The 14,107-nt window shown below is 70.5% G+C and carries 1 protein-coding gene; it reads right to left on the minus strand.

What is annotated here, in order from left to right:
- Positions 1-116 precede the first annotated feature (116 nt).
- Positions 117-14,066 carry an amino acid adenylation domain-containing protein gene (locus ACFXHA_RS07480; RefSeq protein ID WP_379354026.1) on the minus strand — a complete coding sequence of 4,650 codons (13,950 nt, stop codon included), beginning with the start codon at positions 14,064-14,066 and terminating at the stop codon, positions 117-119.
- Positions 14,067-14,107 lie beyond the last annotated feature (41 nt).

Genomic DNA, 14,107 nt, shown 5'->3' on the forward strand with positions numbered 1-14,107 from the left:
TCGCCGCAACACCGCGCAATATTACGACTTGGTCGCGCGGCGGCCGCACCCGACCGCCGCGCGTAATCGTTCCGTTATCGCATTCCCAGCCTTCTCGGCGACCGTTTCCCGGCCGCTCAGCGACCGTGTTCGGCCAGTCCGCCCAGGGCCTGCACCCAGCCCTCGACGAGCTGCTTGACCTGATCGAGGCCGAGCACCGCGCCGACGAAGTCGAAGCGGGCGACGAGCCCGTCCTGACTGGTGTCGACGGTGACGTCCAGGTACAGGTCGTCGGCGACCGGTTCCGGATAGACCCGCGCCGGGCGCAGATCGCGGTAGCGGAAGCCGATGCGGCCCACCGGCAGTGCCCCGATCTCGTCGGCGGTCTCCGGGTTCAGGTACCGCAGCAACCCGAAACCGACGCCCTGCGACGGGATCTCGCGGGCACTGTCGCGCACCTGCTCGATGACCTTGCCTGCCGCCGCGCCCCCGGCGCGCACCTCGGCGACGTCGACGCCCTCGAGCCGCAGCGGGAACGGGTAGGCGGTGCTGAACGCGCCGACCGTGCGCTGCCCGGCCGGATCATTGCCGTCGCGACCGTCGGCCAGCAGCCGCACCACCGAACCCAGTGTGTCGCGCAGGGTTTCGGCGGCCGGGTCGTGCAGTGCGGTGGCCAGGGCGCCCAGCAGGACGTCGTCGATGCTGGCACCGTAGCGCCGGGCCGCACCGTCGACGGCCGCCGCGCCTTCACCGGTGATGGACACCGAGACGCGGCCGCGCCCACCGGATTCGGCGGCACCGAGCACGTCGCTCGGGGACACCCCCGCGCTGACGTCGGCGAGCGTCTTACGCCACCAGGCCAATTCGTCGACGGTCTCGGCGTCGACGGCCCGCTGCGCGAGCGCGCGGGCAATGCCGAGCGGGTGCGCGTCGGCGCTGTGGGGGGTGGTGTGGCCACCGGACCAGGAGGCGGTGAGGTCCTCGATGACGGTGCGCCAGGAGGTGTCGTCCACCACCAGGCCGTTGGCGACGACCACCAGTACGGCGGCGGGCCGGTCGGCCGGATCGCCGCCGGTGTCCACGTTCTCCATCAGCACGAACCGCATGTTGTACCCCTTCTCGGGGTTCAATTCGGCGGAGGCGGCGTGGATTACGGCTTCGATCGGATTGCCGACCGCTTCCACGTTGGGGTCGATCTGCCAGACGACGGCCGCCCCGCGCGGCTGTTGCGCGGGAATGTCGAGGGCCACCGCGTCGCCGTCGCGCCGCAGCCGGGCCCAGAGGCCCGGGTGGCGGTCGAGCAGGCTGGCCACCGAGCGGCGCACCCGGGTGCCGGAGATGCCTTCGGCGATATCGATGGTGATGGCACGGACCCAGAGTCCGGACGGTTCCACCTCGAGCAAGCCGACAGCACCGGCCGGGAGCGGCGAGACGTCACCGACGGAGGTCAGTCGCGGCTCGATGTGGACGGGGCGCGCGGATGTCGGCTGCGCCGCTTCCACCTTCGGCTCGTCCTCGACCACTGCCTCTGGCTCCGGCTCGGGCTCCGGTTCCGGCTCGATCTCAGCTTCCAGCTCGGCGGCATCGTCGGCTTCGGCGGGCTTCAGCCCGGCCGCGAGATCCTCGGGCCGGATGATCGGCAGCACCTGGGTGATGGCCCAGTCCGCCCCGGAGTCCCATTCGTCCGCGGCCGCAACGGCTTCGGGCTCGGCGACCTCGGGCTCGGCGGCTTCGGGTTCGACCGACGCCTCCTCCCCCGCGTCCGCGCGGGCGAGCAGTTCGGCCAGTCGCGGCCCGATCTCCGCGAACGCCTCGGTGCTCGTCATCTGCTGATGCCGCAGCGGCACAGCGTAATCGGAGACATCGGCCGCGAACGGTGACCATTCCGCCGCCGATCCGGCCCGTTCGCCGGCGTCGTGCACGGTGGCCCGGAACAGTTCGATCCGCCCGTCGAACCGGTCGGGCCGGTACTCGGTGATCAACTGCACGGCCCCCATGGCACCCCGATAGATGCGCCGCATCCGGTCGAGGGTGAGCACGGCGAGTTCCGGCGGCAGCGCGGCGGTCAGGGCGGCGAGCGCGTCGTCGCCCAGGTCGCGCAGGTCGGCCGGGAAGGCGTCGGCGGGCACGCCCAGTTGCATGAATTCCGCACGCACCGTGGACCGGAAGTATTCGAGGTCGATTTCCGGGAAGGCGTCGAGCAGGCCGAGCAGTTCGACCTGCTCCCCCGCCGCCCGCAGTTCGGTGGCGAGGGCGTGGGCGATGAGGCCACCCATCGAGTAGCCGATGACCCGGTACGGCCCGTGCGGCTGCACGGAGCGCATGGCCGCGAGGTAGCGGCCGATCATCTCCGCGAAAGTGGCCGGGTCGTAGTCGTTCTCGGTCAGCGCGGGCGACTGCAGTCCGAGGATCGGCTGATCCGCGGGCAGGTGCTCGGCCAGTCCGGCGAACGGCCAGGCCAGGCCGGACAGCGGCGGCGCGCAGAACAGCGGCGGCCGGGTGCCTTCCGCGCGGATCGACAGGATCGGCGCGAGGCTGGCCTCCACCTCGGAGTCGGCGTCGGTACCGGCGGCGATCTTGGCGCTGAGCCCGGCCACGGTCGGATCGGTGAAGAACCAGGCGACCCGGACGTTGGCTCCGTCGAGCCGTTGGTTCAGCTCGCTGACCACGCGGGTGGCCAGCAGTGAGTTGCCGCCGAGGGAGAAGAAGTTGTCCGCGACGCCGACCCGCTCCACGCCGAGCACCTCGGCGATGGTGGCGGCCACCGTCTGCTCCAAAGCGGTTCTCGGAGCCTGGAATTCGCGGCGGGTGAGGACCGGTTCGGGCAGGGCCCGGCGATCGAGCTTGCCGACGGGGGTGAGCGGAATGGTGTCGAGGACCGTAATGGCCGTCGGCACCATGTATTCCGGCAGCCGGCCCGCGACATGCTCGGTGAGCACCGAAGTGTCGAGGGTGCGTCCCGGCGCGGCCAGCACGTAGGACGCCAGGATGGTCGCCCCGGCGGGGGTGCGGTGGCCGACGGTGACCGCGAAGTCCACGCTCTCGTGCGCGCCGAGCACGGCGTCGATCTCGCCGAGTTCGATGCGGAAGCCGCGGATCTTGACCTGGAAGTCGGAGCGGCCCACGTATTCGATGAGCCCGTCCGGCGTCCAGCGCACCACGTCACCGGTGCGGTACATGCGCACGCCAGCGGCATACGGGTTGGCCACGAAGCGATCCGCGGTTAGGCCCGGCCGGTCGTGATAGCCACGCGCCAACTGGATGCCCGACAGGTACAGCTCGCCCGAAGCGCCGACCGGCACCGGCCGCAGCCGGTTGTCGAGGACGAGGGCCTGCGTACCCGCGATCGGCCCGCCGATGGTCACCGGATCGCCCGGCAGCAGCGGTTTTCCGATGGTCGTGACGATGGTGGTCTCGGTCGGGCCGTAGACATTGTGGAAGCGGCGCAGGGTGCCGTCCTCGTCGCCGAGCGGCACCGCCCACTTGTCGGCGAGGTCGACGGGCATGGCCTCGCCTCCGGTGGCGAGGACGCGCAGCGTATCGAGGCCCGCCGGGTCGAAGGTGGAGAGCGCGGCGGTGGTGATGAACGCGTGGCTGACCTGTTCGCGGCGGATCAGCTCGGCGAGGTCCTCGCCGCCGTAGGTGCCCGGCGGCACCACCACGAGCGCGCCGCCCGCGCCGATGGCGAGCAGGAATTCCAGCATCGACGCGTCGAACGACGGTGACGCGAAATGCAGTGCGCGCGTGTTGGCGTCGAGCCCGTACCACTCGACCTGCGCAGCGGCGAAGGTGGCCAGGCCGGCGTGGGCGACCACGACGCCCTTGGGCACACCGGTCGAGCCGGAGGTGTAGATGACGTAGGCCGCGTGGTCGGGCCGCAGCGGGTGGCGGCGGTCGGCGTCGGTGATCGGCGTGTCCGGACGGCGATCGACCTCGATCACGAACCGCTGCTCGTCGAGTGCGATCCATTCGATATCGGCCGAGAGTTCGCGCAGGGCAGCGATATCCGCACTGAGCGCGAGACCGAGCCGCGCACCCGAATCGGTGATCATGTGCCCGATGCGGTCGGCCGGATAGTCCGGATCGACCGGCACGAAGGCGGCACCGGTCTTGGTGACGCCCCAGGTGGCCAGCACCGATTCGATGGATCGCCGCAGCGCCACGGCGACCCGGACTTCCGGTCCGGCACCGTGATTGATGAGGGCGCGCGCCAGCTTCGAGGAGGCGGCGTCCAGATCGGTGTAGCTGAAGGCTCGGCCGCGCAGCACCACCGCGGGTCCGGTCGGGTTGGACCGGACCGCCGCGCGCAGCAGCTCCGGCAGGGTGCCGGGCCGTTGGGCGGGGCCACCGGTGCGGTCGGTGAGGTCCGCGAATTCGGTGGGCGACAACAGTTCCAGGTCGCCGACCGAATGCTGCGGCCGGGCCGCGATATCGGTGAGCAGGCGCAGGAAGCGCTGCCCGAACACCTCGACGGTTTCCGCGTCGAACAGGTCGCGGGCGAAGGTGAGGATGCCGGTGGCACCGGCCGCACCGCCGCCGACGACGGTCAGTTGCAGATCGAATTTCGCGGTGTCGACCTCGAAATCGACCGCGCCGACCCGCAATCCGGGCAGTTCGAACCCGGCGTCGGGCAGGTTCTCGAACGACAACGCCACCTGGAACAGCGGGTTACGCGCGGTCGAGCGCTCCGGGTTGAGCAGTTCGACCAGCCGCTCGAACGGGACGTCGGCGTGCGCGAAGGCGGCCAGGTCGGCGTCCTTGACCTCGGCGAGCAACTCGTCGAAGGTCCGCTGCCCGGCGACGCGGGTCCGCAGCACCAGGGTGTTGACGAACATGCCGATCACGTCGTCGAGTTCGGCCTCACCACGGCCCGCGATCGGCGTGCCAATCGCGATGTCGTTGGTGCCCGAGAGCCGGGAGAGGAACACCGCGAGCGCGGTGTGCATGACCATGAACAGCGTCGCATTGCGTTCCCGCGCAATGCCTTGCAGCGCTTGCTGCAACTCCGCGCCGATCTCGAACGACACGGTGCCGCCGCGCAGCGACGCCACGGGCGGGCGCGGGCGATCGGACGGCAGGTTCAGCTCATCGGGCAGCCCGGCCAGCGTGGTCCGCCAGAAGTCGGCCTGCGCGGAGATCAGGCTGTCCGGATCATCCTCGGAGCCCAGTACTTCGCGCTGCCACAGCGTGTAATCCGCGTACTGCACCGGCAGCGGAGCCCACGCCGGGGCGTCACCGTTGATGCGGGCCGCGTAGGCCAGCATGATGTCGCGGGTGAACGGGCCCATCGACCAACCGTCGGCGCTGATGTGGTGGGCCACGAAGACCAGCACGTGCTCGGCCTCGGCGCCTTCGACGCGGAACAGCTTGGCCCGCAACGGAACCTCGCGCGCCACGTCAAAGCCGGTGGCGAGGATGCCCGCGATGCGATGCCGCAGCGAACCCGCCGTCACCAGGCTCGGGGTCAGGTCGGGGACCACCTGCGCGGCGGGCCGGATGACCTGGGTGGCCGCGCCGTCGACCTGCGGGTAGACGGTGTGCAGCGACTCGTGGCGGCCGATAGTGTCGGCCACGGCCTGCTGCAGCGCAGCGACGTTCAGCTCACCGGTCAGGCGCACGGCGGCCGGAATGTTGTAGGCCGCCGAGGTGGTGTCGAACTGGTTGAGGAACCACATGCGCTGCTGCGCCAGTGACAGCGGAATGTGTTCCGGTCGCGGTCCGGCGGTCAGCGCCTTGCGGCCCAGGCCCGCGTGCTGCTCGACCTTGATGGCGAGCGCGGCCACGCTCGGCGCTTCGAAGAGGATCCGGACGGGCACGCGGGTGTCGAGGGCCGCACCCAGCCGGGCCGCGACCTGCGTTGCCACCAGCGAGTTTCCGCCGAGGGCGAAGAAGTCGTCGTCCGCGCCGACCCGCTCGGCACCGAGTACCTCGGCGAAGACGCCCGCGACGATCTCCTCGATGGGCGTCGACGGCGCGCGGAACGCCGTGGCCTCGACTTCGGGATCCGGCAGGGCTTTACGGTCCAGCTTGCCGTTCACGTTGAGCGGCAGCGCGTCCAGCACCACGAACGCCGACGGCACCATGTAGGACGGCAGCGCGGCGGCCGAGGCCGACTTCACCTGGGCCACATCGATATCCGAGCCCACCAGGTAGGCCACCAGCCGGTCGCCCGTGCGGGCGTCCGACTTGGCCAGCACCGCTGCCTGCGCGATCTGGGGCAGCGCCAGCAGTGCGGCCTCGATCTCGCCGAGTTCGATGCGGAAGCCGCGGATCTTCACCTGGAAGTCGGTGCGACCCCGGTATTCCAGCTCTCCGGCGGCATTCCAGGCCACCAGGTCACCGGTGCGGTACATGCGCTCGCCATGCCCGAACGGGTTGGCCACGAAGCGATCCGCGGTCAGGTCCGGCCGCGCGAAGTAGCCGCGAGCCAGCTGCGCACCGGCCAGGTACAGCTCGCCGGATACGCCCACCGGCACCGGCCGCAGCCGGGCGTCGAGGACGTAGACCCGCGAATTCCATTCCGGCGCGCCGATCGGCACGGACAGCCGGTCCGCCTCGGTGACCGCGTGGCTGGTGATGGACACCGCCGCCTCGGTCGGCCCGTACAGGTTGAACAGCGCGGTGTCGGGGTTCTCGGTGCGGAACCGCTGCGCCACGGCGGCGGGCAGCGCCTCACCGATGGCCAGCACGCGGCGCAGCGAATCCGTCAGCGCCCCACCGGATTCCACCATCAGCGCGTCCAGCATGGACGGCACCACGTGCAGTGTGGTGACGCCCTCGCGGGCCATGAGCTGGTTCAGGTAGGCCGGATCGCGGTGTCCGTCAGCGGAGGCGATCACCAGGCGGCCACCGGAGACGGCGGCCGACCAGAATTCCCACACCGACAGGTCGAAGGTGGCGGCGGTCTTGAGCAGCACCGCGTCCCGCGCGCCCAGCCCGAATTCCGTGGTCTTCCAGCGCAACTGGTTGACGACCGCCTGGTGCGGCACCGCCACACCCTTCGGGCGGCCGGTCGAGCCGGAGGTGAAGATGACGTAGGCGGTATTGCCCGGCCGCAGCGGCGCGAGCCGCTCGGCATTGGTGACCCCGTGTCCGGCAAAGGATTCCAGCCGCAGATCGGCCAGGTTCAGCACCGGCGCGAGGATGGAGTCGAAGCCGGATTCGGAGTTGGTGAGCACGCACAGCGGTGCGGCGGTCTTCAGAATGTACCCGGTCCGCTCCTCCGGCTGATCCGGATCCACCGGCACATACACGCCACCGGCCACCGATACCGCGTACATGGCGACGACCAGATCCACCGAGCGCCGCAGCGCCAGCGCGACCCGGGTCTCGGGGCCGACCCCGCGCGAAATCAGGTAGCGCGCCAGGCGATTCACCCGAAGTCCGAGCTGGCCGTAGGTGATGACGGTGCCGTCGGGAGCGACGAGCGCGTCGTTCTGGGGAGCGGCGGTCACGCCCGCGTTCAGCAGCGAAGGCAGCGTGGCGGCCGCGTCCACCCGATGCGCGGTGGCATTGCGCCCCAGCACGATCTCGGCCCGCTCCTGCGCGGACATCAGATCGATGTCCCCGGCCCGCACCGAGGCGTCGGCGACGACGGCGGCGAGCAGTCGCTGCAGGCGTTCCAGCAGTCCGGCGACGGTTTCGGCGTCGTAGAGGTCGGAGGCGTAGGTGATGAAGCCGCCGATTCCGGCAGGCGTGCCGGCCTCGTCGTAGGCGTCGGAGACGATCAGGTGCAGATCGAACTGCGACACTTCGACATCCGCGCGCAGCCCGGCGATGCGCAGCCCCGGCAGTTCGAGGCTTTCCTGCGCCATGTTCTGGAAGGACAGGCCGACCTGGAACAGCGGGTGGTGCGCGGTCGAGCGCGGCGGGCTGAGCACCTCGACGAGTCGCTCGAACGGAATGTCGGCGTGCGAGAACGCCTGCAGGTCGGTTTCGCGCTGGCGGGCCAGCAGTTCGGCGAACGTGTCGCCGCCGTCCACGTGCGTGTGGAACACGACCTGGTTGACGAACATGCCGATCAGGTCGTCGAGTTCGCGTTCACCGCGCCCCGCCATCGGGGTGCCGATGGCGATGTCGGCGGTGCCGGACAGGCGCGACAGCAGCAGCGCGAACGCCGTGTGCACCACCATGAACAGAGTGGCGTTGTGCTCACGGGCCAGCCGGTTCAGTCCGGCGTGGATGTCGGCGTCGATGACCACGTTCACGCGCGATCCGGCCAGCGAGGCGACCGCGGGACGCGGCCGGTCGGTGGGCAGCTCCAGCAGATCGGGCAGGCCGTCGAGGGCGCGCCGCCAGTAGGCGATCTGCTGGGCGGCAACGGATTCCGGATCGGATTCGTCGCCGAGCACGGCGCGCTGCCAGAGCGCGAAGTCGGCGTACTGCACGGCCAGCGGGGCCCAGCCGGGCTCGGCGCCGGCGACGCGGGACGCGTAGGCGGTCATGATGTCGCGCGAGAGCGGGGCCATCGACGAGCCGTCGGCGGCGATGTGGTGCGCGACCACGGCGAGTACGTATTCGGAACCCGCTGCGGCGTCGGTGATTTCGAGCAGTCGCACCCGGATCGGCACCTGCCGGGTGACATCGAACGGTGTCACGGCGAGCTCGTAGACCGACGCGGCGACCTCGGCCTCGGTGACCCGCACCGATTCCAGGCGGGCGGCGGCGGTGTCCTTGCCCGCGGGCAGCACCACCTGCACGGGCCCCTCGGGGGTTTCCGGGTACACGGTGCGCAGCACCTCGTGCCGGGCCACCACATCGTCGAGCGCCAGCGTCAACGCATCCACGTCGAGATGGCCGGTCACGCGCAGCGCGAACGGCAGGTTGTAGGCCGCCGAGCCCGCGCCGATGGTGCCGTCGCCCTGGTCCTCGAAGCGGTTGAGGAACCACATGCGCTGCTGCGCGGGCGAAAGCGGCAGCCGCTCCGGGCGTTCGATGGTACCCAGCAGCTGGGCGCGGCCGCTGCGGGCCAGCGATTCGAGGACGGCGGCGAGCGCGGTGACGGTCGGCGTCTCGAACAGCGCGCGCACCGGCACCCGGTCCCCGATGGCGACGCCGAGTCGGGCTACCACCTGGGTTGCCACCAGCGAGTTGCCGCCGAGGGCGAAGAAGTCGTCGTCGGCGCCGACCCGGGCCACCCCGAGCACCTCTGCGAACACTCCGGCCACGATCTCCTCGACCGCCGTTTCCGGAGCCCGGAATTCGCGTCCGACGAAGGTGGGCGCGGGCAGCGCCTTGCGATCCAGTTTGCCGCTGGCGTTCAACGGGAAGGCGTCGAGCGCCACGATGGTGGCCGGAATCATGTACGCGGGCAGGTGATGTGCGAGCGCGGGCAGCAGCTCGACAGCGTCGATAGTCTGCCCCGGCTTCGGAACCGCGTAGGCGACCAGCTGATCGCCGAGGTCCGACGGCATGACCAGGGCGACGGCCGCGCTCACGGAAGGTTGTGCCAGCAGCGCGGTCTCGATCTCGCCGAGCTCGATGCGCTGGCCACGGAACTTGACCTGGAAGTCGGTGCGGCCGATGTAGTCCAGCCGGGCCGGGCGATCGCCCTCGGCGTCCCGCCAGACCACCAGGTCGCCGGTGCGGTACATGCGCTCGCCGACACCGAAGGGGTTGGCCACGAAGCGATCCGAGGTCAGGTCGGGCCGTCGCACGTACCCGCGCGCCAGCTGATCACCGGCCAGATACAGCTCACCGGCGACACCGGCCGGAACCGCGCGCAGCAGCCCGTCCAGCACGTAGACGCGAGTGTTCCACTGCGGCAGGCCGATCGGCACGGTCGGCCGCTCGTCGCCGCGCGCCTGCCAGTAGGTCACCGACACGGCGGCCTCGGTCGGCCCGTACAGGTTGTGCACCTTCGCACCGCTCACGGCGGCGAAGGCGGCCACGGTCTCCGGCGGCAGCGCCTCACCGATGACGAAGACGTCGCGCAGGCTGTCGAGGGCCCCGGGCGCGGTGTGCGCGGCGAAGACGGTCAGCATGGACGGCACGAAGTCGGTGACGGTGACACCGTGGCGCGCAATGGATTCCGCCACGTACTGCGGATCGCGGTGCCCGTCGTGGGTGGCGACCACGAGTTTCGCGCCGGTCCGCAACGGCATGAAGTAGCCCCACAGCGACACGTCGAAGGTGGTCGCGGTCTTCTGCAGGTAGACGTCGCCAGGACCCATCGGGTACTCGTCGAGCATCCAGGTGGTCTGGTTGTGGATCGCGGCATGCGACACCGCGACACCCTTGGGGCGGCCGGTGGAGCCGGAGGTGAAGATGACGTAGGCGGGATGCTCGGGCAGCACCCGGCCGAGCAGTTCGCCCGGATTCAGTGGCGCACCGTTGAAGACGTCGTTGTCGAGCACGTCCAGGTAGACCACGCCGGTGTCGTCCGGGACCGGGACCGCGTCGGCGATGGTGGTCAGCACGCAGGCGGGCTGGGCGGTTTCGAGGATGTGCGCGATGCGGTCGGCCGGATGATCGGGATCCAGCGGCACGTACGCGCCGCCCGCGGTGAGCACCGCGTACATGCCGATCACCAGTTCCGGCGAGCGCCGCAGCGACAGCCCGACCAGCGCCTCCGGGCCGACCCCGTAGGCGATGAGCAGACGCGCCAGCTTGTTGACCCGCTGATCGAATTCGCGGTACGTGAGCTCGGTGCCCTCGAAGTGCAGGGCGACGGCGTCCGGGTGCGCGGCGACGGCGCGGCGGTAGCCGTCGAGCAGCAGCTCCGGCGCGACCGGATGCCGGGTATCGTTCCAGCCCAGCAGGATTCGCTCCCGCTCGGCGGCCGACAGCAGGTCGAACTCCCCCAGCCGGGTCTGCGGATCGGCGGCGATGCCCGACAGCAGCCGCACCAGGCGATCACCGAATCCGGCCACCGTGTCTTCGTCGAAAAGATCGGTGGCATAGGTGAATACGGCCGTCATCCCGGCCGCGACCCCGTCGGTCACCCGGGGGATCACCGACAGCTGCAGATCGAATTTCGCTACCGCGCCGTCGAGTTCGACGGCCTCGGCGCTCAGACCCGGCAGTTCCAGGCGCGGGGTCTCGATATTGTGGAAGAACAGCGCCACCTGGAACAGCGGGTGATGCGCCTGCGACCGGACCGGGTCGAGGACCTCGACCAGCCGCTCGAACGGCAGCTCGGCATGCGAGAAGGCCGCCAGATCGGTCTCTTTCGCGGTGTCGAGCAGGTCGGCGAAGCTGGCGGTGGGATCGATGCGGGTGCGCAACACCAGCGTGTTGACGAACATGCCGATGAGATCGTCGAGTTCCCGCTCACCGCGGCCCGCGACCGGGGTGCCGATCACAACGTCGTCGGAGCCGGACAGCCGCCCGAGCAGGGTGGCGAGCGCGCTGTGCATCACCATGAACGGCGACGCGCCGCTGCGCTGGGCGAGCTCGTCGAGGCGCGCGTGCAGCGCGGCATCGATCTCGAACTTGTGCACGGCACCGCGACCGCTGGCGATCGAGGGCCGCGGCCGGTCGGCGGGCAGCTCAAGTCGATCCGGGATTCCCGCCAAAGCCGCACGCCAGTAAGCGATCTGGCTCGCGGCCAGCGAATCGGCCTGCTGCTCGTCGCCGAGCAGCGCCCGCTGCCACAGTGTGTAGTCGGCGTACTGCACCGCCAGCGGCTCCCACGCCACCGCCGCGCCACCGTGGTGCGCGAAGTAGGCGGTCAGCAGGTCCCGCATGAACGGCCCGACCGACGCGCCGTCGGCGGCGATGTGGTGCACGACCACCGCGATGACGTAGTCGCCGGACCCGATCTCGGCCAGTTCGATGCGCAACGGCACCTCGGCGGCGACGTCGAAGCCGCGCCCGGCCAGCTCCATCAGCCAGGCGGGCACGTCCGCAGCGGCCACCGGTCGCGGTGTCAGCGCCGGAACGGCCTGTGCCGCAGGCAGAACGACCTGGTAACCGGTGCCGTCCACGGCCGGGTACACGGTGCGCAGCGTCTCGTGCCGCTCCACCAGATCAGCGATGGCGGCCCGCAGCGCCGGAATGTCGAGCGCATCCCTGCCTGGATCGCTCGAGTGCAGCCGGATGGCGAAGGGAATGTTGTTGGCGGCCGAGCCCGGATCGAACTGGTTGAGGAACCACATCCGCTGCTGCGCCAGCGACAGCGGAATGCGCTCGGGCCGCGGCTGTGCGGTGAGTGCGGGTCGTCCCCCGGCACCCACCAGGGGTTCCAGCTGCGTGGCCAGTGCGGCGACGGTTGACGCGGTGAAGATCACGCGGGCCGGGACGCGCGCGCCGATCTCCGCACCCAGCCGGGCCGCGACCCGGGTCGCGATGAGCGAGTTGCCGCCCAGTTCGAAGAAGTCGTCGTCCGCGCCGATCGGATCGGCCGGTTCCAGCAGGTCGGCGAAGACGCCCGCGACCAGCTCCTCGAGCCGACCGGCGGGTGCGCGGAACTCCTTGGTGCGCAACTGCGGTGCGGACAGGGCGCTGCGATCCAGCTTGCCGACCGGGGTCAGCGGAATGGCGTCGAGCACCATGACGGTGGTCGGGACCATGTGCGCGGGCAGGCTCTGTTCGGCGAACGCGGTCAGCTCGTCGACATCCACCGTCGTGCCCGGCACGGCGTGCACGTAAGCGGCGAGAATCGTTGCGCCGGTGTCGAGTTGGTGGCCGACCGTGACGGCGAAGTCCACATTGGGGTGCGATCCGAGGACGGCGTCGATCTCCCCGAGTTCGATGCGGAACCCGCGGATCTTGACCTGGAAGTCGTTACGCCCCAGGTATTCCACTTCACCCGAGGGCAGGCGGCGCACCACGTCACCGGTTCGGTAGAGCCGGGAACCGCTGGAGTCCAAGGGATTCGCGACGAAGCGTGCCGCCGTCAGTGCGGGCCGCTCGTGGTAGCCGCGCGCCACCTGCGCACCGCTGATGTAGAGCTCACCCACTACGCCGTCGAGCACGGGCACGAGCCGCTCGTCGAGCACGTACTCGGTGATGCCGCGCACCGGCGCACCGATGGTGACCAGTTCACCGGGCACCAGCGGCGCACTGATATTGGTCATGATGGTGGTCTCGGTGGGCCCGTACCCGTTGTAGAACTCACGGTCCGCGCCACCGACGAGCGGAAGTACCCAGCGCCGCACCAGATCCGGCGGGCAGGCCTCACCACCGGCGACCACGACCCGCAGGTCGTCGAGTCCGGCAGGATCGACCGAGGCGAGAGCGGCGGGGGTGATGAAGGCATGGGTCACCCGCTCGCGGCGCAGCAGTGCCGCCAGTTCGTCGCCGCCGAGCACGTCGGGCGAGGCGACCACCAGCGCGCCCGCGCCACCGAGCGCGAGCAGCAGTTCCAGTACCGAGGCGTCGAAGGACGGCGAAGCGAAATGCAGTGCGCGCGAATCGGTTCCGGTGCGGTAGCGCTCGCGCTGCTCGTCGCAGAATCCGGACAGCCCGGCCTGGGTGACGACGACGCCCTTGGGCTTGCCGGTCGATCCGGAGGTGTAGATGACATACGCGGGATGTTCGGCGCGCAGCGGCCGCACCCGATCGGTGGAGGTGATGGCCTCCTCCGGGTACTCCGCCGCCTCGCGCACGAAGTCCGGGGCGTCGATGGTCAGCCATTCGACATCGTCGGCCAGGTCCGGGCGCACCTTGGCGACGGTCAGCCCGAGCACCGCCCGCGAGTCGGTGACCATATGGGTCACGCGGTCCTGCGGATAGTTCGGATCGACCGGGACGTATCCGGCACCGGTCTTGGCGACGGCCCACACCGCGACCACCGAGTCCAGCGAGCGCGGAATGCCGATGGCGACCAGATGCTCGGGCCCGATGCCGCGGTCGATGAGCAGCCGGGCCAGCCGGGTCGAGCGGGCGTCGAGTTCGGCGTAGGTCAGCGTGCCCAGCGTGGCGGCGGCGTCGGCGTAGACGACGGCGAGTCCGCTCGGATTGGCCTCGGCCGCGTTCGCCATGAGCTGCGGCAGGGTGGTGACGCGTGGCCGACGGGTGCGGGTGGGTCGCTGGCGAACCGGGCGGGTCATGCTTGCGCTCCCGCGTTCTTCGTCTTGCCCTGTTCCCCGGCCGCCCGAACCATGAACCGCTGCCTCATCCCTTGCCGTCGTACCTGCGCGCATGCTGAAGCACACATCCTGATCCATCGATCAGAGATGCGCCA

It is taken from the genome of Nocardia sp. NPDC059240, assembly GCF_042753865.1.
Lineage (GTDB): Bacteria > Actinomycetota > Actinomycetes > Mycobacteriales > Mycobacteriaceae > Nocardia.